Origin of the sequence: Bradyrhizobium guangxiense, assembly GCF_004114915.1 — a bacterium.
Lineage (GTDB): Bacteria > Pseudomonadota > Alphaproteobacteria > Rhizobiales > Xanthobacteraceae > Bradyrhizobium > Bradyrhizobium guangxiense.
In genome coordinates this window covers 2,717,442-2,741,756 of record NZ_CP022219.1, presented here as the reverse complement: position 1 = coordinate 2,741,756, position 24,315 = coordinate 2,717,442, and the positions used below count along the sequence as shown (strand labels likewise).

Genomic DNA, 24,315 nt, shown 5'->3' with positions numbered 1-24,315 from the left:
GAAAACGGCCGTTTGCCGCATCCCGCACCGCCCATGTGGGCAGTGCGGAACGAAGGCTTCAGATCATGGCCATGCCGCCGTTGACGTGGATGGTCTGGCCGGTGACGTAGGCCGCTTCGTTCGAACTCAGGTACACAGCGGCCGCCGCGATGTCCTCCGGCGTCCCCAAACGCGCAGCCGGAACCTTGGCCAGAATCGTTTCGCGCTGCTTGTCGTTGAGCGCGTCGGTCATCGGCGTCTTGATGAAGCCAGGCGCGATGCAGTTCGCGGTCACGCCGCGCTTGGCGTATTCGGCGCCCAGCGTCTTGATCATGCCGATCAGGCCCGCCTTCGACGCGGTGTAGTTGCCCTGCCCCGGATTGCCGGTGACGCCGACGATCGAGGTGATGGCGATGATGCGGCCGAAGCGTTTGCGCATCATCAGCTTGGTGGCGGCGCGTGCCAGGCGGAAGGTCGCGGTCAAGTTGACGTTGATGACCTCCTCCCAATCCTCGTCACGCAGCTGCACGAAGAGATTGTCGCGGGTGATGCCGGCATTGGCGATGAGGATGTCGACCTGGCCCATCGCGGCTTCCGCCGCCGGCACCAGCGCTTCGACCTCGTCGGCCTTGGAGAGATTGCACGGCAGCACAAAGACGCGTTCGCCAAGCTTGCCGGCGAGCTCATCCAGCACTTCCTTGCGCGTTCCCGAAATCGCAACGGTCGCGCCCTGCGCATGCAGCGCCTGCGCGATCGCGCCGCCGATGCCGCCGGTCGCGCCGGTGACGAGCGCCTTTTTGCCAGTCAGATCGAACATCGATAACTCCTCACCCCTGCTTCGCGGCGGCCAAGGCTTCTTTGGCGGCGGCAATGTCGTTGGGACCGCCGACGGCAATGCCGACGGCGCCGTCCGCAATGCGCTTGACGAGACCGGTCAGCACCTTGCCGGCGCCGATCTCGAAGAAACGGGTGACGCCCTGCCCTGCCATATAGGCAACCGACTCGCGCCAGCGCACCGTTCCCGTGACCTGCTCGACCAGGCGGCGTCGGATCTCGTCGGGATCGGTGATGGCGCTCGCCAGCACGTTCGACACCAGCGGCGCGGCCGGCGCCTTGATAGTGACCTTCGACAGCGCTTCGGCCATGGCGTCGGCGGCAGGCTGCATCAGCTTGCAATGGAACGGGGCGGACACCGGCAGCAGCATCGCGCGCTTGGCGCCCTTGGTCTTGGCGATCTCGACGGCGCGATCAACCGCGGCCTTGTCGCCGGAGACGACGACCTGGCCGCCGCCATTGTCGTTCGCGGCCTGGCAGACCTGCCCCTGCGCCGCCTCATTGGCCACCTCCATGGCGGCCTCATAGTCGAGCCCGAGCAGCGCGGCCATTGCGCCAGCGCCAACCGGGACGGCCTTTTGCATTGCGAGACCGCGGGTGCGAAGCAGGCGGGCGGTATCCGAGACCGTCAGGCTGCCGGCGGCGGCCAGCGCCGAATATTCACCGAGCGAGTGGCCGGCGACGAAGGCCGCGTCCCGTCCCACGGAAAAACCAGCCTCGGCCTCCAGCACGCGCAGGGTGGCGACAGACACCGCCATCAGCGCCGGCTGGGCATTTTCGGTGAGCTGCAGGGTTTCGGCCGGACCATCCCAGATCACCGCCGTCAGCTTCTCGGACAGCGCGGCATCGACCTCGTCGAACACGGCGCGCGCGACCGGAAAGGCGTCGGCCAAGGCCTTGCCCATGCCGACCGCCTGGGACCCCTGTCCCGGAAATGTGAATGCTGCCGTCATCGGCGCTCCCTGCTTTGTCGGGCACGATCCCTGCTAGAACCGGCAGCCGATTACGCGCGGCCTTGTGGCCTAGTTCCTTGGGCCATGGTTCCGGATCGTGCTCCAAAGGAGGGCCGTAGACACTGTCCGGGGCCGGACTGTCAAGCCGAGATGGGAAGCCCGGCCGGCATTCAACTGGGGATACGCCGCATCAGAACCCGCCGGCGGTCTGGTTGGCGTCGACCTTCACCCCCGCCTGGGCACGGCGCGCGCTGTTCACCAATTGACCCGGCCGGTCATCCCGATCGGGCTTCGCCGTCGCAAGCCTGAGCACCGCGGCATAGCCCGGCTGCACCTCCATGCGGCCGGCATGCCGGCTTACGCTGAGCAGCCGATGCACCTTCGGCAGATTGTAGCAGGGTACGTAGAACAGCAGATGATGCTCGAGGTGATAGTTCACGTAATACGGCGCGATGAACAGGCGCTCGAGAAAATTGGCGTGCGTGGTGCGGGTGTTGCGCAGGGGATCGTTGCTGTCGGGGACGACGGCATGCTCGGCGATGTTACGGATGCGGGTGATGACCATCATCCAGGTGAGCAGCGGCCCCAGCCATAGCAGTGGATAGGCCCACCACACGCCGGCCGCCGCGAGGCCAGCGAACATCACGGCATTGACGATGCATTGCGGGCCGAGCTTGTCCCAGAAATACGAGGCGCGCTGGCGCCACGGCCACTCCTTCGAACCGAGCGCGTTGAGCAGCTGCGCCTTGCGCTGCTGATAGCCGGTCTGTCCGGTGATGTCGCGAATGAACTTGCGGCGGTAGCTCAGCTTCGTGATCGGAAACGGCGCCGACAGCACGAGGTCGGGATCATCCTCCTGCTGCGTGCGCGCATGATGCTGCAGGTGATAGCGCCGGTAGCTGCGCGTCTCCGCAAACAGCGGATAGGCGCAGAACCACTGGCTCAGGGCCAGATTGGTCCTCTCGTCGGCGGACAGGCAGCCATGCGCGCCGTCATGCATCAGGATCGCAAGGCCGAGTGGGCGCGAGCCGATGATCGCGACGGCGAGGACGTAGGTGAGCGGATTGGGCCACCACGCGACCAGCGCGGCGGCGGCAGCGATCAGCGCCCAGGCATGCGCGATCAGCGCGACGCCTTTCCAGGTCACACGCTGGCGCACATCGGCAAGCTGGTCGTCGGTCAGGAAATCGCGGGCACGCATGCGAAGCGCGGTCATGGCCTACCCCTCCTCATCCGAATGTGATGCATCCTCGACAAGCCGCAGCCGCGCGGTATCGCCGGTGGATTTCGCCTGCTCGCCGAGCACGCGCAGCATCTCGGCGCAGAGCTCCTCGGGCGAGCGGCCCATCGCATAGCCTTCGAGGATGACGCCAATGGCGACCGCCCAGAAACGCCGCGAGCTTTCGTCGGGCGCACGCAGCGAGCGCCAGCCGTGCCGCGCCACCTGGCTCGCATAGGCCCGCGCGCCTTCGCTGTGCAGGCGCTCGATGGTGCGCTCGACCAGCGGGGCAAGATCCTGCCGGCGTCGCGTCAATGTCAGCGCTTCGGCGAAAAAGGCGACGGAATCGCTTGCTGTCACGGTCTCCGCCAGCGCGTGGGTGTATTCCCGTGGCGTCCGCGCCTTCAGTGCCGCCTGCTCGGTCGCGCGCGCCAGATACAAGAGGTCGCGGCAGGCGCATTCGACGAACAACGCCTCCTTGGTCCGGAAATAGTAGGTGATCTGGCTCGGGAATGCGTCCGCGGCGGCCGCGATGTCGGTGATCGCCGTGCCCGACAGCCCCCGCTCCCGAAACAGCGGGCTTGCCGCATCGAGCAGCAGCGAGCGCATCTTGCGGCCGGCCGACCGCGTGGCGCGCGCGGCGTGCTTCGGATCGCCCGCCGACGGCTCGAACGGAGCCTTGATCGATTCACCCGCCATCAGCACCTCCGACCCATTCTTTGTATGATATACAAACAAATAGGTCAAGCCGGTACGGGAGGATGGGTTTGGCCGCCCTGCCAGCGGCCGCTTGGTCGAAAACGGGCGCTCCAACCTTGCCAAGTCGGCCAAAATCCGTATAAGGCGCGCATCCGCAGACCCCGGCCGGGAGCTGAACGGACGGTCTCAGCAAATCATTCGTGATTTTGGTGTGGCAGGGCCAGTCGGCCCGTCGTCCCGTGTTTCCGCCTTCTGAGCTTAATCCCAGAGTCCTTTCCGAAGGCCTCTTAAGGGCTTGACGCCGGGCGATGCGCCAACACGAGGAAAGGACCACCATGGCTCTTTATGAGCATGTTTTTCTCGCGCGCCAGGACGCGAGCACGCAGCAGGTCGAAGAGCTGACTGCGCAGATGACCGGCATCGTCGAGAATCTCGGCGGCAAGGTCACCAAGACCGAGAATTGGGGCGTGCGCTCCCTCACCTACCGCATGAACAAGAACCGCAAGGCGCACTTCGTGCTGCTCAACATCGACGCGCCGTCCGCGGCGATCGCCGAGATCGAGCGCCAGGAGCGCATCAGCGAAGACGTGATCCGCTATCTCAGCGTCCGCGTCGAGGAGCTCGAGGAAGGCCCGTCCGCGATGATGCGCAAGGCCGATCGCGATCGCGAGCGTGACGATCGTGGCGGCGGCTTCCGCGGTGAGCGTGAGGGCGGCTTCCGCGGCGACCGCGAGGGCGGTTTCCGCGGCGATCGCGGTCCGCGCCGCCCGCGCGATGAAGCTGAAACCACGGATGGGGAGTAAGAACAATGGCTGAAGCTGGTGCACGTCGCCCGTTTTTCCGTCGTCGCAAGAGCTGCCCGTTCACGGGCGCCAACGCTCCCAAGATCGACTACAAGGACTCCAAGCTGCTGATGCGTTACGTCTCCGAGCGCGGCAAGATCGTGCCGAGCCGCATCACCGCGGTGTCCGCGAAGAAGCAGCGTGAGCTCGCCCGCGCCATCAAGCGCGCGCGCTTCCTGGGCCTGTTGCCTTACGTCATTCGCTGACACGACCAATTCGACCGGCGGCCATCGCGCCGCCGGTCGCAACTTTTCGAACTCATAAGGCTTCTGGGTCGCCGACCGCCAGAGCTGAGCGACGGGCTACTTGATCTCGCCATATGCCAGATCATCGAACAGGGTCGCACTATCCGCCTTGGTCCACAAGCCGATCATGCCAGCGTCAGAAATCGTACTGTCCTCCACCTCGAATATCTGCTTCCCATCATAGGTCACCTTGAACCGGCTTCCCGTGAAGTCGCAACGTAGCGCGTGCCATTGCCCGGGACGCCACCGGCGTGCTGACGCCATAACCCCCCTTGCGTCCGACAATGTCGAGCGATGTTCGAACGCCTTTGATGGTCTTGTAGAGCACTACGTTGTCCTCCAGCGCGTTGGCCCGGACGACGTAGTAATTGTCCGCGTCTTTGGCGCGCCAGATGATGCCTGCTGCGCGATCCTCTGATCCGGCGACAGCCTTGAATTTGACCTCCACGAAGCCGTCACGGACACTGGAATCGTTCTTGATGGCTACCGGGAAGGTCGCTCGTCCGGATTGCTTGAGCACGTTCGGCTTGCTCGGTGCCGTGGCGTCGGCCTCGACGGTCCATTTCGATTGTCCCTGGCCGGTCTTCGTCAAAGTCCAACCTTCCGGCGGCATTCCGGCAGGAGTGCTGTCAAAGTTTAGGGTGTTGGCCACGGCGTTACCTCCCATCAGCAAAACCGGCAAGAGCGCCGAGGCAAGCCCCACGCGCGCAAAGCGTTCAGCGGGGAAGCGCCTGGGCATGTTGATCTTCGCATTGCCTTTATCCTGTTTCTTACGCGCGGACTCTCCGAACAAAGCCCCCGTGTGCGAGTTGGTGCACACCTCCAGCGAGGAAGGGAGACCATCATGAGAAACTCTGCACCGGCTGCCCTTTTGTCCGCTATCTTGCTGGCCTTCGTATTCGGCGGAGGCGCGGCACAAGCGCAGTCCACCCCTGTCCAGCAACCTCAGTCGCCGCAGCAGTCGGAACAGTCGCGCGAGCAGGATCGCAGCCGCGCGGAGGACGTCACGATCGGACGCGACTGGAAGGCTCAGGGCGGCGAAGCCGATCACGCCGGCCAGGCCGCGCCGAACGACGACCATCAGACCGTCGGCCGGGACTGGCGCGCTCGTCCAGACGACAAGGATCGGCAATAGGCGACCTGGCCAGACCCTAGATGTCGGACGTGCGGCCGTCGAAGCGAGCGCCGCACGTCGCTTCACCGCCAGACCATTCCCGAGCCCCACGCGCATGGTCACCCCCACAGAGCCCAATGAGCAACCACGCCGGCTGAAGAATCGGATGGGCGACCGGCCCGACGACGGCGGTGACTGCGATCAGCACTGGATTGCTGACCTTCCAGTGGATCAGAACCGTCAGCGTTGACGAGCTCACGCTCCATCCGGCCGACCAGCGCGACCGGTCCGCCGAAGCCAAGAAAGCCAAGTCTCAGGAAATATCGCACCAGCTCGCCCATCTTTCCGTGCTCGATGCCCGTCGTCATCACTTCGTCCCATCCCCGTTGAATGCTGGCTCCAATATGCCGTCGAGCGGGCTGCCGAGCCCGGTCGGCTTCAGTTCAAATCGCCTTCCGCTCTTCGTCACGCTGTAGCAGCTGTCCTCCATGTCCTTGAGGAACAGGCAGAGCTCATTCTTCTCGACGCGCCATGTTCCGACCTGCTTCGCGCCCATTGAGTAAGTTCGCAGAGTCCCGTCGCCGTCATAAACAAACCGATAGTGAACCTCGTCGGTCAGTTGCTTACCCGTAAACGCCGCTCGAATCTGCGCGCCGGTCAACGTCCGAACGCTCTCGGCCGCGACAAAACCGGCATCGAGGCTGACCAGTCCTCCGATGCCGACACCCAGTGCCGCGATGAGACACCTCGCAAGTTGGCGCTCCAAGTCCGCCGGCCTCACTTTTTGCACGCCTTCCGACACATCTGATACTCGGTCTTGCATGCGGGCCCGGCGTAATTCTTCATGCAAGCGGCCCGCTGGTCGGCGCAAACCTTGCAGGTTTGCGCGCGAGCCGCCTGGGAGGCATCGAGCAGAACGGCCAGCGCGAACACAGCGACGGCAATGTTTCTCATCCTTCTCATCTCCTTCAGATTTCCTTCGCGTATCGATCGTAGAGCGCGGAGGCGTTTTCCCAGCGGATGGCCTCCATGTAGACGTCGACATAGCGGGCTGCCGCAGCGCCGAAGTCCATGTGATAGGCGTGCTCATACATGTCGAGCACCAGCACGGGACGGCCGCCGGCGAGCGTCGTCGTATGGTCGGCAGCCCACTGGTTGACGAGCCGTTTGTTGCGGGGCGAGTAGGAGAGGATCACCCACCCCGAACCTCCTCCCTCGGCCTTTCCCATCGCAGCGAACTCCGTCCGCCATCGATCGATGCTGCCGAAGTCTTGCACGATCGCTTCGGCGAGCGCTCCGCCCGGCTTACTGGCGCCGCCGAGACCATCGAAGTAGATCTCATGCAGGATCATCGAGTTCGCCGCGATCAGCTCTTCGCGCTTCAGGCCGTTGATGACGAAGTTCGGCGCCTTAGCGAAGTCCAGCTCGGCGAGCTGCGCGCTGATCGCGTTGAGCCGCTTCACCGCGCCGCCGTAGTTGTTCTCATAGTGACTGACGAGCACCTTTTCGGAAATGCCGCTGATCGCCTTCGGATCGAACAGCAGCGGCTTGGTTTCGTAGGGCATCAGGCGACTCCTTCGTTCAAGCTTTGGCTCAACTCTTCGTACTGGCCGTCTTGTCGAGCGCCGCACGCAGGTCCTCGGCCAGCTTCAAGACGTCGTCGTTCGCCCAGAAGTGCATGAAGAACAGCCTTGGCTGCTCATCGAGCATGTGGCTGTGCAGCGCGGTCACCTCGATGCCGTGGGTCCGCAGCGCCAGGATGACGGGGTTGACCTCGTCGCTGGTCAGCACAAAGTCGCCCGTGATGGCGGTCTTCCCGCCTCCCGTCGGCTGGAAGTTGATAGCAGTCGCGACGCCCATCGGGCCGACGGGGGCCAGCGGCATGCCGTCCTGAGTGATCGGGTCTCGCCGCTTGACGTTGAACTGGTAGACGCCGCCGTTGGCCTGGCCCTTCACGCCGATGATCTGGTCGAGCTTCGCCGTATCGAGGTCGACGGCCGGCGGCGGGCTCGCCGGCGCCGCGGCCGTCAGCGGCGTCTTGCTCTCGGCCAGCGCATCGTGGATCGCCGACGCAAGCTTGACGGGTTCCCCGTGGCCGGCGACGTGCATGTAGAAGGTCGCAGGGCTCGCCCGCAGCAGATGATTGTGCACGGCCGTGATCTCGAGACCGCTCGCGATCATCTTCGCCATCACGGGGTTGATCTCAGTCTCGAGCAGCACTAGGTCGCCCATGACCATGGCGCCGCCGTGCGCGGGCTTGAACGCAACCCATCCGCCTAGGGCAAGCGCCGGCTTGATCGCCACCTCATCAATCGTCACGGAGAGGTCGCTGCGCGGAAGGCCGTAGCGGCGGACGTCGTCCGAAACCGCCGGCTTGCGGCCGAGCGCCTCGTCTACCTTCTGCCATTCGGCATCTTGAGCATACGCCGGGAAGAAGGGCGCGAAGCGGATTGCGAAAAAGCAGACGGCGAGGCCGACCAGAGCCAAGATGCCCCTTTTCATGGTGCTGCTCCTCGAGCTCAATTCCGCTCTTTGATCTGGCCACCGCTGTCGACGAGCAGCTTCACTGGCTTGCCGTCCTTCACCGCATTGGCGGGGATGCCTTCGGCCGTCGATTTGACGTCTTGCACCTGCGAGTAGCCGGCCGCCTGGATCTTGGCGATCAGCTCGTCCTGGGTCAGGGCGTGAGCGGGCGAGAGTCCCGCCGCCAGGGCCACGAAGAGCACTGCCCGATAGATCGTCGATGTTCGCATGTCTGATCTCCTGGTTGTCCCTGCCCCAGAAGTCATCAGGCCTTTGACCTCACTTGCCGGTTGTGCAGCTCCCTGGTCGCGTCGCGGCACCATCGATAGAATGCATCGTAGAGCTGGAGACCGGCGTTCAACTGCTCGAGGTCGTGGTCGAACATGCGCGACAGGCTCGCGTGACCCACACCGTGCGGCCACGCCCGTCGCGCTTGGGAATCCTGGCGGCCGGCACCGTCGGATGGTTCGCTTCCTTCCAGGCGGCTTGACCACTTTCGAGGTTCTCGGCGGCGACGTTGCAGCAGCGGAGCCAGGCCGCGGTCCCCTCGCTGAGCTTCTTGCCTTTGCGACAGACCACGACGACGGACTGGCCCGTCAGGCGGGACGCCCAATCCTGGACGTCGAGATGCGAGCGCCGCGCCCGGGATGAGGCGCGGATCGGCCGAGAACTCCTCTTCGATGCGCATGTCTATGAGCGTCGGAGCGGCCGCCGTGCCGACCAATCGAAACAATTTATCGGGTGAAATAGATGTGTACGATGCTGACATGCTGCGCCCTTGGTGATCAGGACGCGATTCTTGGGCATGACGCCTCGCGGGGAGATCGCACATCCCCGAGCCGCGAATAAAAGCCCAGTTGGCCGGGCTGTCAACCCGTGGGGCGGCGAAGGATTCAAGAAATCATCAGACCAGCGTTGCGGAAGTTTCAATCGAACTGAGGAACTAAGCCGACATTCGGCGTCGCGCTGGCCTTAATGAAACCTCTGACCGAGCTTCTTGACGATCTCGCGGAGATCGCTCGCATGCTCTTCGATGAACTTCACGGCTTCTTCGGAAAGCGAAAGCTTAGGCTCCGGAACTTCTCTATCTCGTTCTAGTCGGTCCGAATCTTTCATGCTCCCACGGTTCGACTGGGGAGGACAAACGTTGTTGAGCCAGATCAAGGTTTGCTCGCTACGATCTTGAAACGTCCGGAGCAGTTCACGTAGACTGCCGGTCCGGGATCAGGCAGACTCCCGGCGAGACTTCGGTCCAAGTTCTGCGCAGCACGCAACACGTGGAGCTTGCGCATGGATACCGAAAAGCAATTCTCTCCCCGACATACAGTTGCCATCCTCTCGCGAGGCGATGCGGCCGCGCGTCGAGATGCGACCTCAAAATACGGCCGCTTCGCCGACGTCTTCGAAGCGCTCGCCGCTGTTGGCATCGAAGGACGCCCCGCGATCTACGACGAAAGCTTCGCCGACGACGTCCGCCAAGAACTTCTCGCAGTGGATGGCGTGCTCGTCTGGGTCAATCCGATTCAGGAAGGCCGGAACCGCGCCGGTCTCGACGCCCTGCTGCGCGAGGTCGCCGCGCAGGGCGTGTGGGTGAGCGCTCATCCGGACGTCATCCTCAAGATGGGCACGAAGGAGGTGCTCTATCGCACCCGCTCGATGGGCTGGGGGTCGGACACGGCTCTCTATCAGACCGCCGAGACGATGCTTGCCGAGCTGCCGACGCGGCTCGCTTCCGGCCCGCGCGTGATCAAACGCAACAGGGGCAACGGCGGCCAAGGCGTCTGGAAGATCGAGAGGCTTCCGACCTCCTCCATGATCAGGGTCCTGGACGCGACCAAGGACGCGCCCGAGGAAGTGACGCTGGATGATTTCCTGCGTCGCTGCGCGGAGTATTTCGAGAGCGGCAGCGTGATCGACCAGGCGTTCCAGCCTCGCCTGAGCGAGGGCGTGGTGCGCTGCTACATGGCAGGCGACCGCTGCGCCGGATTCGGCCATCACAAGGTCAAAGCGCTGGTCGACTCGCCGGCGGCGCGTTCGGAGGCTGGACCGCGGCTCTACTCGTCGAGCGCGGACCCGCGCTTCCAGCGGCTGCGGCGATTGATGGAAGACAAGTGGACGCCGCAGCTTACTTCCCTGCTGGACATCGCACGAGATGATCTGCCCGCGATCTGGGACGCCGACTTCATGCTCGGCCCGGTCCAGGCCGACGGGAGCGACAGCTATGTGCTGGGCGAAATCAACGTCAGCTCGGTGCATCCATACCCGGACGACGCGCCGGCGGAGATCGCCAGGCGAGTTGCCGACCGGCTGAAGCTTAAGAACTGACGCATGCTGACGGTCAGAGGGCTCAAGCGCCTGCATCTCTCCGTATCATTCGACCTGCAGGACGGCGAATGCGTCGCCCTGCAGGGGCCTTCCGGGGTCGGAAAGACATTGCTGCTCCGCTCCATCGCGGATCTCGATCCCAACGACGGAACAGTCAAGCTGGACGGCATCCTCAGAGAGGCGATGCCCGCCCCGGCCTGGCGAAGGCGGGTGACCTACCTCGCCGCCGAGCCGGGCTGGTGGTCTGACACCGTGCAAGAGCACTTCGCGGCCTGGGAGGCTGCCCTTCCGCTGGTAGCGCGACTGGGGTTGCCGCATGACTGCGGAGAGTGGTCGATCCAAAGACTTTCGACCGGCGAGAGATTGCGGTTGGGACTTGTGCGGGCGCTCATGCTGCGATCACGGGTGCTTCTGCTGGACGAGCCGACCTCGGCCCTCGACCCGGCAGCCGCTGCGGCCGTGGAAGGTGTGATTGCCGAACGCATCTCGGATGGAACGAGCGTCCTCTGGACTACCCACGACGGCGCCCAAGCCCGCCGGGTCGGGACCAGGATTTTTGTGATGAGACCCGACGGCGGGATCGAGGAAAACCGGTCGTGACCTACATCCAGCTTTCGTACGGCGACCTCGTCCTACCCGCTCTCCTTGTCGTCATGGACGGCGTCTTCTCGCTTGTCCTCCACCTCAAGCTTGAGAGGCAACTGGCCATTGCTACCGTGCGCATGGTGGTCCAGCTCGTCCTCGTCGGATACGTGCTGACGTTCCTGTTTGCCGCGGTGTCGCCGCTCTGGACCGCTCTCGCCGCCCTGATCATGGTCCTCTTCGCCTCGCGGGAGATCGTCGCGCGGCAGAAGCGACGTCTTCAGGGCGTTTGGAAGTACGGCTTGGGCGCGGGATGCACGCTGCTCGCCGCCGGCACGGTCACGATGTTCGCGCTTATGACGGAGCTACGCCCCGATCCGTGGTATCATCCGCGTTATGCGCTCCCTTTGCTGGGCATGATGCTCGGCAACACCATGACCGGGATAAGCCTGGGCCTGGACGTGCTGACGAACAGCCTGGTGCGTGAACGAGCCGGCGTGGAAGCTTGTCTTGCGCTGGGCGGCACGCGACACCAAGCCCTCCTGCCGGTCATACGGGACGCCTTGAGAAGCGGCTTCATGCCGATCATGAACAGTATGGCGGCGATCGGTCTCGTTTCCTTGCCGGGGATGATGACCGGCCAGATCCTTGCGGGTGTCGAGCCGATCGATGCCGTCAAATATCAATTGCTGATCATGTTCCTAATCGCCGGCGGGACTGGGCTGGGAACGCTGGTCGCCGTCCTGGGTGGCGCACGCCTGCTCACTGACCATCGACATCGGCTGCGTCTAGATCGCATGCTGACCGAGGCTTGAGTCAGCGCACCAGATAGCCGTTGATTGTCCGGGCCAAACTGGCTAGAAGACCCCCGTTTGGTTTGCGGCTCCCAGTGGGGCCGCATTCGTTTGCGGCTCCTAACTTGGGGGCCGCTGAGCTGAGTGAGCTGAGGTTTCTGCTACGGTTTTTGCTACACAGCTCAAACCGATTACCGTAAACCTCTGATAACACTAGCGATTTCGCTGGTCTCGCTCTAACCGCTCGAAGGGAGCGGGACAGCTGATGATGGCATTTGTGCTGATAGCCCTGATCGCCGGCGCCGCGTCGGCCCTGATGTTCGCCTCGATCATTTCGGGCGCGCTGATCTCGCTCGTCCTGTTCTATCTCGCTCCGCTCCCGCTGATGGTCGCCGCGATCGGCTGGGGCCCGCTTTGCGCCAGCCTCGGCGGCATCGGTGCTGCGATCGGCCTCGGCGCCCTGTTCGGCCTGCCCTACTGCATCGCCTTCGTCGTCACAGTCGCGCTGCCGGCGTGGTGGCTCGGCCATCTCGTCCTGCTCAGCCGTCCCGTGGGACCCGTCGCGCCTGATGCCGCGACCGAGCCGTCCGCCGAACCCGAGTTCGAATGGTATCCGGTCGGCCGCATCCTGCTCTGGATCGCAGGCTTCGCCACGCTGACCACGATCGCCGCCCTGCTCACGCTCGGGACCGACGCCGAGACCATCCTTGGCACGCTCAGGCGCGGCCTGATGCGCCTCCTCCGCGCCACCGACCCGCAAAGCTCCGGCGAAGCCGGCCAGTTCGTCGATGCGCTGGTGCGGATCGCACCGGCCGGCGCCACCATCATCGCGATGATGACGCTGACCCTCAACCTCTGGCTCAGCGCCAAGGTCACGGCGACGTCGGGACGGCTGCGGCGCCCGTGGCCGGACATGAGGACGGCGGAGCTGCCGCCGATGACCCTGGTGGCGCTCTGCATCGCGCTCGCCTTCTGCTTCACCGGCGGGCTGCTCGCGATCGTCGCTCAGATCACCGCGGCCGCGCTGATGATGGGCTATGCGCTGACCGGCTTTGCCGTGCTGCATACGCTCACGCTGGCGCTGAGGAGCCGCACCTTCTGGCTCGGCTCAACCTACGCCGTCGTGGTCGTGTTCGGATGGCCCGTGATCGCGATGGTGATCCTCGGCCTTGCGGATGCCGTGTTCGGCTTTCGCGAACGCTTCCTGCGCAGCCGGCAGCCGCCGCCGCTGCCGACCCCCTGAGTTCAACCCCGAAACCGAAACCTAAGAGAGCACTTCAAAAGGAGAACGAATATGGAAGTCATTTTGCTGGAACGCGTCAACAAGCTCGGCCAGATGGGCGAAGTCGTGAAGGTTCGCGACGGCTACGCCCGGAATTTCCTGCTCAAGCGCGGCAAGGCGCTGCGCGCCACCGCCGACAACCGGGCCAAGTATGACGGCATGAAGGCCGAGCTCGAGGCCCGCAACCTCGCCTCGAAGGCCGAGGCGTCCAAGGTCGCCGAGAAGATCGAGGGCAAGAACATCATCGTGATCCGCCAGGCGTCGGAAGCCGGCCAGCTGTTCGGCTCGGTCAACGTGCGTGACATCGTGATCGCCTTCGAAGCCGACGGCGTTTCGCTCGCCCGTCCGCAGATCCAGCTCGACGCGCCGATCAAGGCCATCGGCAAGCACTCGATCACCGTTGCCGTTCACCCCGAGGTCGAGGTCGAGATCACCGTTACGGTCGCGCGCAGCCAGGACGAGGCCGAGCGCATCAACCGCGGCGAGGACATCTCGACCCGCAACGAGGACCGCGACGCGGCCGCCGAGGCGATCGCCGCCGCCGGCGAGTTCTTCGATCCGGAAGCCCAGCACGACGAGGTCGAGCCGGCCCCGGCCGCGGAAGAGAAGTAAGCCGCTGTTCGTTATTCCGGGGCGGTCCGCAGGACCGAACCCGGAAGATTCCGGGTCTGGCGCTTGCGCGCCATCCCGGAATGACGGCCGTAGGAATCAGCCCGGTCGCCTCAGGCGGCCGGGCTTTTCGTTTTCGCAGCGACCTCTTCGCTCAACATCGCGATCGAGGCCAGCGCCGTTGCCGTGTGCTTCTCGACCCCGTGGCTGACGCAGAACACATCGGCCGCAACCACCGAGACCTGGCGGCCCGGCTTGATCACCCTCGCCCGGCAGATCAGCTTCTCGCCGACCGCCGGCGACAACAAATTGAGCTTGTATTCCGCCGTCAGCGCCGGCTGGCCGCGCGAGGTGGCGGCAGCGATCGTCGTGGCATTATCGACCAGGAAGGCGGTGACGCCGCCATGGAAGAAGCCGTGCTGCTGCAGCAGCTCCGGCCGGCGGTCGACCGCGATCGTGCAGGTGCCGCGCGTCAATTCCGAAAGCTCGGCGCCGACCAGGTTCATGAAGCCCTGCCGGCCGACATTGCTGTGGATGCGTTCGGCGATCGGCGCGAATTCGGGATCTGCGTCGTTGCGCATGCGGCCTCTCATTGTTTGTGGATGCGATCGGGCGGTACCAGCGCGCGGATGGCGCAGGCGATCAGCGTGTCGGCCTCGGCGCGCGGATCGGCGCGATCGCGGCCCGACAGGAAGGCGCGGCAGAAGATCTGCGCCGGCCCGATGAGCTGGCTGACGAACATCGCCGCCGTCATCGGCAAGAGCTCGCCGCGCGCAACCAGCGGCGCGCGCCAGCGCTCGATGCCTTCGACAAGGCGCGCATTCCGCGCGCGCTGGGCATCGCGCACGTCCTCGCCCCACTCGCTGCGCGAGATCTCGAAGAGGTAGCGCGCCTCGCGCCGGCTGGTCACGACCCAGTCGAGATGTGCCCGGATCAGACGATCGATGCCCTGCTCCGCATCCGGCACGGGATCGAGCGCGGCCAGCACCGCGGCGTGATAGTGCCGCAAGACCTCCAGGAACAGCGCACCGGCGAGCTCCTTCTTCGAGCCGAAGGCGTGAAAGAAGCTGCCGTTGGAGGCGCGCGCCCGGGTGCGGATCGCAGCCACCGTCGCAGCTTCGAAGCCGACGCGGTCGAACACGGCAAGACCCGCCGCCAACAAATCGTCTCGCATCCGCGCGGTCATCGGCGCCTCCTCCTAGAGCAACACTCTAGAGCCCTACTCTAATGACGGTCAAGACGATGCGAAGGCCGCTCATGGTCGCGGCCTTCGCATCGTGGATGGAAAAATCCGGGTGACTTAGCGCGAGATCGGCGGCGTCGGCGGCCCGGAGGACGCAGGCGGCGCCGGCGGCGGGGCTGCAGCGGTCGCGGGCGGCGCCTGTTCCTGCGGCTTTGGCGCCGGGGCCGGTTCGGAGCTGGCGGCAGGCTTGGGAGCAGCCTCTTCCACCGGCTTGGGCGCGGCCGGCTCAGCGGGCTTGGCGGCGGCTGGAGCTGTCGGCGTCACCTGCGGGATCGGATCGGGCCGCAGCGTAGGCGTCTCGCTGCGCGGCTCGACCTTGGCGCTGCTGTCTGGCTTGGGCTCGACAGGCTTCTCGGAGGCGTTGCCGCTGTCGGGCTCGGCTTTCGGGCTCTCGGTCCTCGATTCGCTCTTCTTGTCTTCACTCGCCGGCGCGGCAGCATCAACCTTCGGAGCATCCTCAATCCCCGGCTTGGCGCGGCGCTTGCCCTTGCGCCCCTCGGGCGCAGCCTGGCCCTCGAGCTTAGCACCCTCCTCGGCCGGCCGCGCAGCGCGCTTCTGGCGCGCACCTTCGGCAGCGGGAGCAGCAGCCTCGCCATCCGGCTTGGCCGCGTCCTGCGCACGCGGGCGGCGGCCCTGATGCTCGGGGCCAGTGCTCGCGTCCTTCTCCTTGGCGCCGTCCTTCTTGCCGTCCTTGGCCTGGTAGCGGGTGTCGGTGGCACCATTGGAGACCAGATAGGAGGCGAGGATGCCCGCCATGTCCGGGCTCGTGGTGTAGTGCTGGCGCAGGAAGCCCGGCAGCGAGCCCGGCGCCACGGACTTCAACAATCCGCGCGGGCTCTTGTGGCACGCATTGCAGGTCTGCGTGAACAGCTGAGACGGGGTTTTGCCGGCCTCGAGGTTGGTCGCCTGCGCAAGAACGGTATCGGCCGCGCCGAAGCCGATCAGAAGCAATACCGTCGCGAGGCTGAGCGCTCGGCTCGACATTCCCATCATCTCCATTGAGTTTTTTCGAGTACAGCCGGCATCTGGCGCGGCGGCGGGTCACCTTTTATCCGATTGCGCCGCGAATGGAAGCAGCCTCCACGCGCAAGGATGTGATTAAGCGATTTTGGAATATCCGCTTTGATCACAGCGCAATAGCGGGCCAGCGCGACCGTCTCTAGATTTGGATGCAAACGCATAGGAACCTGAGCGGGACCTGAGCGTCGGATGTGAAGGCCGGGTTAGTCGCATCTTTCGGGTTCGCTCGAGAGGAAGGTGGCGATGGACCGTTTGTTGCGTCGATTTCTGTCTCAATTCGTCCGCCGCGGGTCATTGACGGTGACCAGCGCCAGCGGATCGAAGTTCACTGTCGGCGACGGCACTGGCGTCCCGGTCGCGGTGCGCTTCGTGACCGCAGAGGCGGAACGGAAGATCCTCGTCAATCCCGAGCTCGGGCTGGGCGAAGCGTATATGGATGGCGAGTTCGTCGTCGAGCACGGCACGATAGCTGATGCCCTCGCGATCCTGCTCGATCAACCCGACCTATTGCCGCAGTGGGCAAAGCCCTGGTGGCACCTGCGCTATCTGACGCGGCACCTGAAGCAGTTCAACCCACGCTCGCGTGCCCGCCACAACGTCGCGCATCACTATGATCTCGACGCCCGGCTCTATTCGCTGTTCCTGGACGCCGACAAGCAATATAGCTGCGCCTATTTCGAGACGCAGGACGCGACGCTCGACGACGCGCAACTCGCCAAGAAACGCCACATCGCCGCCAAGCTGCTCGTCAAGCCCGGCCAGCGCGTGCTCGACATCGGCTCCGGCTGGGGCGGGCTCGGGCTCTATCTCGCCGAGATCGCGGGCGCCGATGTCACCGGCGTGACGCTGTCGACCGAGCAGCTGCAAATCGCCAATGCGCGCGCGGCCGAGAAGGGCCTGTCCGGCGCGGCCAGATTCCTGCTCCAGGACTATCGCGATGTCGAAGGCCCGTTCGACCGCATCGTCTCGGTCGGCATGTTCGAGCATGTCGGCGCCCGCTTCTACGACACCTATTTCGAGCGCTGTGCCGAGCTGTTGAGCGAGGACGGCGTCATGCTGCTGCATTCGATCGGCCGTTCGCAGGGCCCGGATTCCACCAATCCCTGGATCGCCAAATACATCTTCCCCGGCGGTTACATCCCGGCCCTGTCGGAAGTGCTGCCGGCGATCGAGCGCGCCGGCCTCCTGGTCTGCGATATCGAGATCCTGCGCCTGCACTACGCGGAAACGCTGAAAGCCTGGCGGGAACGTTTCATGGCGCGCCGTGAGGAAGCCGTACAGCTCTACGACGAGCGATTCGCGCTGATGTGGGAATTCTATCTGGCGGCCTGCGAGATGACCTTCCGCAAGCAGGCCATGATGAACTTCCAGATCCAGCTCACCCGCCGCCAGGGCGTGGTGCCGATGACGCGCGACTACGTGCCGCGCGAAGAGGCCCGGTTACGGGGTCGCGAAGGAGCGACCTGGCCGCGGCTCAAATTGGCTGGTGAATAGGTCCTAAAGCATGATCCCGAAAAGTGCGAAGCGGTTTTCCGGAAAAGATCCTGCGCAAACAACCTAAAGCGCGATGACGATTCATCTAGATTTCGTCGCGCTTTAGTGACGCAGGGTCGAAATCTGGCAGGACGAGTAAGGGGCGGTTAACGCCAGTTGCGCCCGCAGTTCGGCCAGGATTTCGGGGGCGACAGGCTGGCGACGCACTTCGGGCCGCTCGGCGTGCTCCATGGCTGCAATCAGCCCCGTCAGCCAAAGCCGGCTACCTGCCTCGCTTCGCCACATCTGGTGCTGCCGTTCTGGCCGCATCGCTTGCCCCGTTTCCTGTTGACGGACCGCGGGAGACAATTCCCTGCCCTGTCCGCTGTTCCCAATCATACCCCCGAAAGAATCCGGGAGGATGTGATCCACTTCACATAACTCTGGTCGGGCCTGGCTTAGACCGTCGCCATGAGCAAAGAGACCCAGACTTCATTTGACGCGCAGGACGACCTCCGCACTGATTACGCCCTGATCGCGACCGGCGTCGGGGCAGCTCTGGTCGCGCTGGTCTATCTCCTGCTGATCTGAAGGCGAGCCGAAGGCGCGCAGCGCGTCATTTCGCGGGCCTTTTGATTATGTCTGCGCGCCGACCCCGAGGTTCATGGCGTCCGGATTTTTCCATGGCGCGGTGGCGGCCACGCCCGGGCCGGACCGAGTTCCGCGAAAATCCGTCAAGCGCGGTGCGTGCTGCGACTGCTAATCATCCACCATTTTAACTGAGCGGTTGATAGCGGTCAGCTTTCGCTTCCGCTTTAGGCCGAGCCGGCGCTTTATCCCGGCCCCGCATCCGCCCAAGAAAATTGCTAAGCACGTCCGACCATGGCCCTGACTGATTCGAACGTTCTCAAACTCGCGCCCGATGCCGGAACTCCCGCTTATCGGAGTGCACCGCATAATATCGAGGCGGAACAGAGCCTTCTGGGCGCGATCCTGGTCAATAACGACGCCTTCTATCGCGTCTCCGACTTCCTGGAGGCGAAGCATTTCTTCGAGCCGCTGCATCAGACCATCTTTGAGACCGCCGGCAGCCTGATCCGGATGGGCAAGATCGCGACGCCCGTCACGCTGAAGACGTTCCTGCCCGCCGATACCGATGTCGGCGGCATGACCATCGGGCAATATCTTGCGCGGCTTGCCGCCGAAGCGACCACCATCATCAATGCCCAGGATTATGGCCGCACCATCTACGACCTGTCGCTCAGGCGCGACCTGATCGGGATCGGCGAGGACATGGTCAACGTCGCCTACGACGCGCCGGTCGATTTTCAGCCCCGGGCGCAGATCGAGGACGCCGAGCGGCGCCTTTATGAACTCGCCGAGTCCGGCCGCTATGACGGCGGTTTCCAAAAATTCTCGCAGGCGCTGACGGTCGCGGTTGATCTCGCGGCCAAAGCGTTCCAGCGCGACGGAAAATTGTCGGGCATCTCCACCGGCCTGCGCGACCTCGACACCAAGATGGGCGGCCTGCAGCACTCCGACCTCATCATCGTGGCGGGCCGTCCCGGCATGGGCAAGACCTCGCTCGCGACCAACATCGCCTACAATGTCGCCCAGGCCTATGTCGGCGAGCTCCAGGCCGACGGCACCATGAAGGCAGCTAATGGCGGCGTGATCGGCTTCTTCTCCTGCGAAATGTCGGCCGACCAGCTCGCCACGCGTATCGTGGCCGAGCGCACAGGCATTCCCTCCTCCCACATCCGCCGCGGCGGCATCTCGGAAGCCGATTTCGAGAAGATCCGGCAAGTCTCGATCGAGCTGCAGTCGCTGCCGTTCTATGTCGACGCCACCGGCGGTCTGTCGATCGCGCAGTTGATGGCGCGCGCGCGCCGGCTGAAGCGCCAGAAGGGCCTCGATCTGCTCGTGATCGACTACATCCAGCTGCTCTCGGGTTCGGGCAAGCGCGCCAGCGACAGCCGCGTGCAGGAAATCACGGAGATCACCACGAGCCTGAAGGCTCTGGCCAAGGAGCTCAACGTTCCCGTCATCGCGCTGTCGCAGCTCTCGCGTCAGGTGGAATCGCGCGACGACAAGCGGCCGCAGCTCTCGGATCTGCGTGAATCAGGCTCGATCGAGCAGGACGCTGACGTCGTGCTGTTCGTGTTCCGCGAGGAATATTACCTCGCCATGAAGGAGCCCCGTCCCGGCACCGAGGAACACGCAAAATGGCAGGCCGACATGGAGCGCACGGTCGGCCGCGCCGAAGTCATCATCGGCAAGCAGCGCCACGGTCCGACCGGCACGGTCGAGCTGCACTTCGACGCCTCGGTCACCCGCTTCGGCGACCTCGCGCATGACGGCCAGCTGCCGGAACGCAGCGACTACTAGGTCCTCGCCGAGTTCATTGGGTTGAACCGCGCGGGTCTCTTGCGTAAAACGGCGCCATGACAATGGCGTCCGACCCGAAAACGATTCCGCAATCCGGCCTTCTCTCCGTGGAGGCCAATCAGGCTGCCGCGCTCGCGGCCTATGGCGGCGTGCTGACCGTCGATCTCGACGCGATCATTGCCAATTGGCGCAAGCTCGAGAAGACGGCGGTGCCGGCCGAATGCTCGGCGGTGATCAAGGCCGACGCCTATGGCTGCGGCGCCGAGCAGGTCGCGCGCGCGTTGAACAAGGCCGGCTGCAAGACCTTCTTCGTCGCCACCATCGAGGAAGCGCGCAAGGTGCGTGCGGCGGTGCCGGAGCCCACGATCTACGTGCTCGGCGGCTATTTCCAGAACACCGGCGAGCACTACGCCAAGATCAATTGCCGGCCGGTGATCGGCGATCTCAACGAGCTCGCGGAATGGGACGTGTTCTGCCGCCGCACCGGCTGGACCGGAGGCGCCGCGGTCCACATCGACACCGGCATGAACCGGCTCGGCCTGACGCTCTCCGAAGCGCAGGCCATCATCCCCCGCATCAACGCCGGCGATCACGGCATCACCCTGGTGATGAGCCATCTGGTCTCGGCCGAACAGCTCAACAGCCCGGTCAATGCAAGGCAGCTTGCTTCCTTCCGCGGCATCGCCAGTGAATTCTCCGGCGTGCCGGCCGCGCTGGCCAATTCGTCCGGCATCTTCCTGGGCGCTCCGTTCCAGTTCGATCTGGTGCGGCCGGGCGCGGCTCTCTACGGCGTCAACCCGACGCCAGAGGCCGACAATCCCATGCAGCCTGTGGTCGAGCTCAAGGCACGCATCGTGCAGACCCGCAACATCGAGCGCGGCGAGACCGTCGGCTATGGCGGCACCTGGACCGCGCGGCGGCCGACCAAGCTCGCGATCATCGCGGTCGGTTATGCCGACGGCTATTTCCGCGCCGCCAGCTCCAACGACGGCACCCGGGGCGCCGAGGTCATCGTCGCCGGCAAGCGCTGCCCGGTCGCGGGCCGCGTCTCCATGGATCTCATCGCGATCGACGTCACCGATCTGCCGCCGAACGCGGCGCGGCGCGGCCATATGGTGACGCTGCTCGGCGAGGGCATCACCGTCGACGAGCTCGCGCATCATTTCGGCACTATCGGCTATGAGGTGCTGACCAGCCTCGGCCACCGCTACGCCCGGCTCTACAAGGGCGGCAATGTCGAGGAGCCATTGGTGAAGCCGGCTCCGGCGAGCACCGCCGAGCAGCCCTCGCCGCCGCCGATCGAGCGGCCCGCGGCCCCGCCGCCGGGCTGAGCGAGCAGTCGTTTACTTCTTCTTCCTGTTGTCCAGCGCCGTCTTGCAGGTCGCGCTGAGCTGGTCGTGCTTCTCGCTGAGGCAGGCGACGACGCGCCCGCCGCCGGGCGCGATGCCGGCACAGAATTTGTCATAGTCTGCCTTGCAGGCGCCGCGCGGGTCGGACGATTGTGCCGACGCGAGCCCGGAGAACGCGACAGCGGCGACGATGACGACAAAGTTCAACTTGGACATTGTATCTCCGGGTACGGAAGGCAGGAGCCGGTAGCTCTACATGAAGATCGCGACATTCAACATCAACAACGTCAACCGCCGCCTGCCCAATCTGTTGGCATGGCTGCGCGCGGCGAAGCCCGATGTCGTCGCGCTCCAGGAATTGAAGGCAAGTGATGGCGAATTTCCGGCGGCCGCGATCGAAAAGGCCGGCTATGGCGCGGCGTGGCGCGGACAGAAGACCTGGAACGGGGTGGCCATCCTCGCCCGCAAGGCCGAGCCGATCGTCACCCGCGACCGCTTGCCTGGAAGACCCGGCGATCTCGAAGCCCGCTACATCGAAGCCGCGGTGCGTGGCATCATCGTCACCAGCATCTACCTGCCGAACGGCAATCCGCAGCCGGGACCGAAATTCGACTACAAGCTCGACTGGTTCGCGCGCCTCAAGCGTCACGCCAATACTTTCATCAAGCAGGATCTGCCCGTCGTGCTTGCCGGCGACTACAACGTCGCGCCAACGGAGATCGACATCTATCCGACGCGTTCATGGGACAAGGATGCGCTGATCCAGCCCAAGAGCCGGGCGGCCTATGCCTCGCTGGTTTCGCAGGGCTGGTGCGATGCGATCCGCGAGCTCAATCCGGACAAGCGCATCTACACGTTCTGGGACTACAAGCGGAACCGGTGGCCGCGCGATGCCGGCCTGCGGCTCGATCATCTCCTGCTCAGCCCTGCGCTGACCCCTCGCCTGATCAAGGCCGGCGTCGACAAGACGATCCGCAGCGAGGACGGCGCGTCCGATCACGCACCGGCCTGGGTGGTGCTGAAATAACCGGCGCAGCGACGGGCTGACCTCCGTCGCCAAGACAAAGCTGCCAAGACAAAGTCGCCAAGACAAAATCAAGATCCTCTAAAGGCAAACTCAGGGGCGCTTGAATGGCTTTGGGTCCGTGCGACGCTATTCTCGCGCAGCCCTTAACCCCGGGAGGCGGTGGATGCCAGATTTGCGGCTTGAGGGGACGATCATCCTCGAAAATGACAAGACCTACTGGTTCAAGGACAATTTCAAGGGACAGGAGGTTTCTCTCACACGGGCAATGGCGATCGTAGAGTCCATTGTCGATCGCAAGCTCGTGCCCTTTGAGACCAAGCTGTTTCTGGCTCGGCCGTTCGACGGCAGCAAGGTCATCGCTATCGTGAGTCTGCTGGTGGCGTCCCCCTCGCAAACCAACCCGCTGACGGCCGTTGGACGTGCGGTGGTCGGTTATATCGTCAGGCATCGCGAAAACAGAGCGCGATTTAACTATGGTGACGTCATCGGCACCGACGCCTTTTACACGACCCAGGGAAAGCTGGTCGGCGAAATCACAGTCACCCGCAAGGACGAGCCGGGGCTGGAAACTCCGTTGATTGACCCCATCGACCTCGTCGGTGGCGAGCTTGCCGGTCTGGTACGGATCGGCGCGAAGGCGCTGATAAGAGCCGGTGCGGACGTCGCCGCTAGCACATTCCGCGACGCAATGGCGTTGGTTGAACGAAAGCTGGTCGAACGCGGCGCGAGAAGCGAAGCGGCCGCCATCAGGGTTCTTACTGAGGAGGAATTGGCGAAGGTCTGGGGCGCCGGCCGCGGAGCAAAACCCCTGACTCCCAGGGAAGTGGACAAGGCGATCGGGATCATGCGCGGCGGAACCGACGTTCACGTTGAATCGCTGGGCCAGATGCGGCAGCTCCAGGGTGAACTAGGCCAACTCGGCGTTCGCTCCCAGAGCACCTCGGCCATCATTCCTCAACGGCCGGCCGGCACCGAACTGACCCAAGAGCTACAGGGTAGCTTCAAGGGTGGACGGGGAACATACAGGGTGGACGACGCGCATGGACCGGGGCAAGTCCCCTACAGTCCTCACAATGAATACCCTCACATCAACATCACCCTGCCCGACGGCAGAAAGCTCGCCATACTCGTCAACGGGTCAAAGTCATTTTGACGAGCGGCGGCGAGGATGGCGCCAGCGATCACGCGCCGGCATGGGTGGTGTTGCGGTGATCCTCACCACAAATTCCTGCCGTCGATCACGTTGACCGGCACGGCCTCGAGATCGAAATCGTCGAACAGGCGCGCGTTCACCGCGACCTTGGGATTGTCGAAATCGGGCTTGCCGCTCGACCAGTCCGGCGACTCCGAATAGGTGCCGCAGCCGCAACTGGCGCAGAAATGGTGTTTGACCGTGCGGCTGCCCCAGAGATAGGTCGCGACATTGTCCGGCGGCGACAGCAGACGAAACTGCGCCGGCGTGTAATAGGCCCATAGCGCACCGCGCTTGGCGCAGAGTGAACACGTGCAGCGCGTGACGTTCGAGGGCGCCTCCGTCACCTCGAACACCGTCTCACCGCAATGACAGCTTGCCTCGATCGGCATGACCCGCTCTCCGTTTCGTCAGGAGATGGTCGTAGCCGGCCGCTGCTGCCAACATGCTGTCAGCAGCGAGTTCGTCCCCGCGCTTCGGCGTGCAGGGATTGGCGGCGTCAGCGCAGGACCAACAGCGAATCCGAAAAACAACCCCATGCACAGTAGCCGGCCCTAATCGATTCAATGCCTTAGCAAGGTGCCCATGAGGCCGCCTCCCGGCTGCCAACCTGACCCTCTTGA

At 64.5% G+C, this 24,315-nt stretch carries 27 protein-coding genes and 1 pseudogene; 12 read left to right on the top strand and 16 right to left on the bottom strand.

The features are described 5' to 3' along the window. Positions 1 to 58 precede the first annotated feature (58 nt). The 4 genes from fabG to X268_RS12795 all read right to left on the bottom strand — a co-directional run bounded on the left by fabG (position 59) and on the right by X268_RS12795 (position 3,684). The gene (gene fabG / locus X268_RS12810) at positions 59 to 796 is read right to left on the bottom strand and encodes a 3-oxoacyl-[acyl-carrier-protein] reductase (protein WP_128925294.1); all 738 of its coding nucleotides are present in this window, start codon (positions 794 to 796) and stop codon (positions 59 to 61) included. Positions 797 to 806: 10 nt separating this feature from the next. Further along, positions 807 to 1,766, bottom strand: coding sequence for an ACP S-malonyltransferase (gene fabD, locus X268_RS12805; RefSeq protein ID WP_128925293.1), 960 nt, complete (start codon positions 1,764 to 1,766; stop codon positions 807 to 809). Between the two features lie 190 nt (positions 1,767 to 1,956). After that, positions 1,957 to 2,982, bottom strand: coding sequence for a fatty acid desaturase family protein (locus tag X268_RS12800; RefSeq protein ID WP_128925292.1), 1,026 nt, complete (start codon positions 2,980 to 2,982; stop codon positions 1,957 to 1,959). A 3-nt stretch (positions 2,983 to 2,985) separates the two neighbouring features. Further along, positions 2,986 to 3,684 carry a TetR/AcrR family transcriptional regulator C-terminal domain-containing protein gene (locus X268_RS12795; RefSeq protein ID WP_128925291.1) on the bottom strand — a complete coding sequence of 233 codons (699 nt, stop codon included), beginning with the start codon at positions 3,682 to 3,684 and terminating at the stop codon, positions 2,986 to 2,988. Positions 3,685 to 4,019: 335 nt separating this feature from the next. Here X268_RS12795 and rpsF point away from each other — a divergent pair, with 335 nt between their 5' ends. Both rpsF and rpsR read left to right on the top strand, forming a co-directional pair. Beyond that, on the top strand, positions 4,020 to 4,487 hold the full coding sequence (gene rpsF, locus X268_RS12790; protein WP_128925290.1) for a 30S ribosomal protein S6: 468 nt from the start codon (positions 4,020 to 4,022) through the stop codon (positions 4,485 to 4,487). Positions 4,488 to 4,492: 5 nt separating this feature from the next. Further along, positions 4,493 to 4,732 carry a 30S ribosomal protein S18 gene (rpsR, locus tag X268_RS12785; RefSeq protein WP_007592020.1) on the top strand — a complete coding sequence of 80 codons (240 nt, stop codon included), beginning with the start codon at positions 4,493 to 4,495 and terminating at the stop codon, positions 4,730 to 4,732. 217 nt (positions 4,733 to 4,949) lie between these two features. Here rpsR and X268_RS40030 read toward each other — a convergent pair whose 3' ends face one another. From X268_RS40030 to X268_RS40025, 7 genes and pseudogenes are all read right to left on the bottom strand, one after another. Continuing rightward, a complete protein-coding gene (locus tag X268_RS40030; protein ID WP_245477874.1) occupies positions 4,950 to 5,852 on the bottom strand; it encodes a hypothetical protein in 903 nt (300 codons plus the stop codon). Positions 5,853 to 6,004: 152 nt separating this feature from the next. Beyond that, positions 6,005 to 6,253 (bottom strand): hypothetical protein, encoded by a 249-nt coding sequence (locus X268_RS39850; protein ID WP_208764433.1) that lies wholly within the window; start codon positions 6,251 to 6,253, stop codon positions 6,005 to 6,007. Continuing rightward, positions 6,253 to 6,687 (bottom strand): hypothetical protein, encoded by a 435-nt coding sequence (locus tag X268_RS12765; protein WP_164937694.1) that lies wholly within the window; start codon positions 6,685 to 6,687, stop codon positions 6,253 to 6,255. Before X268_RS12765 ends, X268_RS39850 begins: the two co-directional genes overlap by 1 nt. A 166-nt stretch (positions 6,688 to 6,853) precedes the next feature. Then, the gene (locus tag X268_RS12760; protein ID WP_128925288.1) at positions 6,854 to 7,450 is read right to left on the bottom strand and encodes a superoxide dismutase; all 597 of its coding nucleotides are present in this window, start codon (positions 7,448 to 7,450) and stop codon (positions 6,854 to 6,856) included. 28 nt (positions 7,451 to 7,478) lie between these two features. Continuing rightward, complete coding sequence (locus X268_RS12755) at positions 7,479 to 8,387, bottom strand: DUF1259 domain-containing protein (protein WP_164937693.1); 909 nt, start codon at positions 8,385 to 8,387, stop codon at positions 7,479 to 7,481. 17 nt (positions 8,388 to 8,404) lie between these two features. Next, positions 8,405 to 8,638, bottom strand: a complete 234-nt coding sequence (locus X268_RS39365; protein ID WP_164937692.1) for a PepSY domain-containing protein — start codon at positions 8,636 to 8,638, stop codon at positions 8,405 to 8,407. Between the two features lie 35 nt (positions 8,639 to 8,673). After that, positions 8,674 to 9,177 (bottom strand): annotated as a pseudogene (locus X268_RS40025) (hypothetical protein). Between the two features lie 521 nt (positions 9,178 to 9,698). On the opposite strand from X268_RS40025, the gene X268_RS12740 reads away from it, so the two are divergent. From X268_RS12740 to rplI, 5 genes are all read left to right on the top strand, one after another. Further along, a complete protein-coding gene (locus X268_RS12740; RefSeq protein ID WP_128925285.1) occupies positions 9,699 to 10,733 on the top strand; it encodes a Cj0069 family protein in 1,035 nt (344 codons plus the stop codon). A gap of 3 nt (positions 10,734 to 10,736) precedes the next feature. Beyond that, positions 10,737 to 11,333: an ABC transporter ATP-binding protein gene (locus X268_RS12735; protein WP_128925284.1), complete on the top strand. Its 597-nt coding sequence runs from the start codon at positions 10,737 to 10,739 to the stop codon at positions 11,331 to 11,333. Beyond that, on the top strand, positions 11,330 to 12,130 hold the full coding sequence (locus X268_RS12730; protein WP_128925283.1) for an ABC transporter permease: 801 nt from the start codon (positions 11,330 to 11,332) through the stop codon (positions 12,128 to 12,130). The genes X268_RS12735 and X268_RS12730 overlap by 4 nt, the downstream gene beginning before the upstream one ends. Positions 12,131 to 12,374: 244 nt before the next feature. After that, positions 12,375 to 13,352: a hypothetical protein gene (locus tag X268_RS12725; RefSeq protein WP_128925282.1), complete on the top strand. Its 978-nt coding sequence runs from the start codon at positions 12,375 to 12,377 to the stop codon at positions 13,350 to 13,352. A 51-nt stretch (positions 13,353 to 13,403) separates the two neighbouring features. Further along, positions 13,404 to 14,003 (top strand): 50S ribosomal protein L9, encoded by a 600-nt coding sequence (gene rplI, locus X268_RS12720; protein ID WP_128925281.1) that lies wholly within the window; start codon positions 13,404 to 13,406, stop codon positions 14,001 to 14,003. A gap of 110 nt (positions 14,004 to 14,113) precedes the next feature. On the opposite strand, the gene X268_RS12715 is transcribed toward rplI, so the two are convergent. From X268_RS12715 to X268_RS12705, 3 genes are all read right to left on the bottom strand, one after another. Further along, a complete protein-coding gene (locus X268_RS12715) occupies positions 14,114 to 14,581 on the bottom strand; it encodes a PaaI family thioesterase (protein ID WP_128925280.1) in 468 nt (155 codons plus the stop codon). An 8-nt stretch (positions 14,582 to 14,589) separates the two neighbouring features. After that, the gene (locus X268_RS12710; protein ID WP_128925279.1) at positions 14,590 to 15,186 is read right to left on the bottom strand and encodes a TetR/AcrR family transcriptional regulator; all 597 of its coding nucleotides are present in this window, start codon (positions 15,184 to 15,186) and stop codon (positions 14,590 to 14,592) included. 114 nt (positions 15,187 to 15,300) lie between these two features. Then, the gene (locus tag X268_RS12705; RefSeq protein WP_164937691.1) at positions 15,301 to 16,227 is read right to left on the bottom strand and encodes a hypothetical protein; all 927 of its coding nucleotides are present in this window, start codon (positions 16,225 to 16,227) and stop codon (positions 15,301 to 15,303) included. A 279-nt stretch (positions 16,228 to 16,506) separates the two neighbouring features. On the opposite strand from X268_RS12705, the gene X268_RS12700 reads away from it, so the two are divergent. From X268_RS12700 to alr, 3 genes are all read left to right on the top strand, one after another. Continuing rightward, positions 16,507 to 17,757: a cyclopropane fatty acid synthase gene (locus X268_RS12700; RefSeq protein WP_164937690.1), complete on the top strand. Its 1,251-nt coding sequence runs from the start codon at positions 16,507 to 16,509 to the stop codon at positions 17,755 to 17,757. Between the two features lie 861 nt (positions 17,758 to 18,618). Beyond that, the gene (locus tag X268_RS12690) at positions 18,619 to 20,124 is read left to right on the top strand and encodes a replicative DNA helicase (protein WP_128925277.1); all 1,506 of its coding nucleotides are present in this window, start codon (positions 18,619 to 18,621) and stop codon (positions 20,122 to 20,124) included. Between the two features lie 62 nt (positions 20,125 to 20,186). Next, entirely contained in the window at positions 20,187 to 21,455 is a 1,269-nt protein-coding gene (gene alr / locus X268_RS12685; RefSeq protein WP_164938125.1) for an alanine racemase, read from the top strand. Positions 21,456 to 21,467: 12 nt separating this feature from the next. Here alr and X268_RS12680 read toward each other — a convergent pair whose 3' ends face one another. Then, complete coding sequence (locus X268_RS12680) at positions 21,468 to 21,689, bottom strand: cysteine rich repeat-containing protein (RefSeq protein ID WP_128925275.1); 222 nt, start codon at positions 21,687 to 21,689, stop codon at positions 21,468 to 21,470. Positions 21,690 to 21,729: 40 nt separating this feature from the next. On the opposite strand from X268_RS12680, the gene X268_RS12675 reads away from it, so the two are divergent. Together X268_RS12675 and X268_RS12670 are read left to right on the top strand one after the other, a co-directional pair. Then, a complete protein-coding gene (locus X268_RS12675; RefSeq protein ID WP_128925274.1) occupies positions 21,730 to 22,500 on the top strand; it encodes an exodeoxyribonuclease III in 771 nt (256 codons plus the stop codon). 163 nt (positions 22,501 to 22,663) lie between these two features. Beyond that, entirely contained in the window at positions 22,664 to 23,653 is a 990-nt protein-coding gene (locus tag X268_RS12670) for a hypothetical protein (RefSeq protein ID WP_128925273.1), read from the top strand. 62 nt (positions 23,654 to 23,715) lie between these two features. Here X268_RS12670 and X268_RS12665 read toward each other — a convergent pair whose 3' ends face one another. After that, positions 23,716 to 24,084 carry a GFA family protein gene (locus tag X268_RS12665; protein ID WP_128925272.1) on the bottom strand — a complete coding sequence of 123 codons (369 nt, stop codon included), beginning with the start codon at positions 24,082 to 24,084 and terminating at the stop codon, positions 23,716 to 23,718. Positions 24,085 to 24,315 lie beyond the last annotated feature (231 nt).

Coding starts and splice junctions, on each gene's coding strand:
- fabG (WP_128925294.1), bottom strand. CDS start 796: ATGTTCGATCTGACTGGCAAAAAGGCGCTCGTCACCGGCGCGACCGGC.
- fabD (WP_128925293.1), bottom strand. CDS start 1,766: ATGACGGCAGCATTCACATTTCCGGGACAGGGGTCCCAGGCGGTCGGC.
- X268_RS12800 (WP_128925292.1), bottom strand. CDS start 2,982: ATGACCGCGCTTCGCATGCGTGCCCGCGATTTCCTGACCGACGACCAG.
- X268_RS12795 (WP_128925291.1), bottom strand. CDS start 3,684: ATGGCGGGTGAATCGATCAAGGCTCCGTTCGAGCCGTCGGCGGGCGAT.
- rpsF (WP_128925290.1), top strand. CDS start 4,020: ATGGCTCTTTATGAGCATGTTTTTCTCGCGCGCCAGGACGCGAGCACG.
- rpsR (WP_007592020.1), top strand. CDS start 4,493: ATGGCTGAAGCTGGTGCACGTCGCCCGTTTTTCCGTCGTCGCAAGAGC.
- X268_RS40030 (WP_245477874.1), bottom strand. CDS start 5,852: ATGGTCGTCGTTCGGCGCGGCCTGGCCGGCGTGATCGGCTTCGCCGCC.
- X268_RS39850 (WP_208764433.1), bottom strand. CDS start 6,253: ATGACGACGGGCATCGAGCACGGAAAGATGGGCGAGCTGGTGCGATAT.
- X268_RS12760 (WP_128925288.1), bottom strand. CDS start 7,450: ATGCCCTACGAAACCAAGCCGCTGCTGTTCGATCCGAAGGCGATCAGC.
- X268_RS12755 (WP_164937693.1), bottom strand. CDS start 8,387: ATGAAAAGGGGCATCTTGGCTCTGGTCGGCCTCGCCGTCTGCTTTTTC.
- X268_RS39365 (WP_164937692.1), bottom strand. CDS start 8,638: ATGCGAACATCGACGATCTATCGGGCAGTGCTCTTCGTGGCCCTGGCG.
- X268_RS12740 (WP_128925285.1), top strand. CDS start 9,699: ATGGATACCGAAAAGCAATTCTCTCCCCGACATACAGTTGCCATCCTC.
- X268_RS12735 (WP_128925284.1), top strand. CDS start 10,737: ATGCTGACGGTCAGAGGGCTCAAGCGCCTGCATCTCTCCGTATCATTC.
- X268_RS12725 (WP_128925282.1), top strand. CDS start 12,375: ATGATGGCATTTGTGCTGATAGCCCTGATCGCCGGCGCCGCGTCGGCC.
- rplI (WP_128925281.1), top strand. CDS start 13,404: ATGGAAGTCATTTTGCTGGAACGCGTCAACAAGCTCGGCCAGATGGGC.
- X268_RS12715 (WP_128925280.1), bottom strand. CDS start 14,581: ATGCGCAACGACGCAGATCCCGAATTCGCGCCGATCGCCGAACGCATC.
- X268_RS12710 (WP_128925279.1), bottom strand. CDS start 15,186: ATGACCGCGCGGATGCGAGACGATTTGTTGGCGGCGGGTCTTGCCGTG.
- X268_RS12705 (WP_164937691.1), bottom strand. CDS start 16,227: ATGTCGAGCCGAGCGCTCAGCCTCGCGACGGTATTGCTTCTGATCGGC.
- X268_RS12700 (WP_164937690.1), top strand. CDS start 16,507: ATGGACCGTTTGTTGCGTCGATTTCTGTCTCAATTCGTCCGCCGCGGG.
- X268_RS12690 (WP_128925277.1), top strand. CDS start 18,619: ATGGCCCTGACTGATTCGAACGTTCTCAAACTCGCGCCCGATGCCGGA.
- alr (WP_164938125.1), top strand. CDS start 20,187: ATGGCGTCCGACCCGAAAACGATTCCGCAATCCGGCCTTCTCTCCGTG.
- X268_RS12680 (WP_128925275.1), bottom strand. CDS start 21,689: ATGTCCAAGTTGAACTTTGTCGTCATCGTCGCCGCTGTCGCGTTCTCC.
- X268_RS12675 (WP_128925274.1), top strand. CDS start 21,730: ATGAAGATCGCGACATTCAACATCAACAACGTCAACCGCCGCCTGCCC.
- X268_RS12670 (WP_128925273.1), top strand. CDS start 22,664: ATGCCAGATTTGCGGCTTGAGGGGACGATCATCCTCGAAAATGACAAG.
- X268_RS12665 (WP_128925272.1), bottom strand. CDS start 24,084: ATGCCGATCGAGGCAAGCTGTCATTGCGGTGAGACGGTGTTCGAGGTG.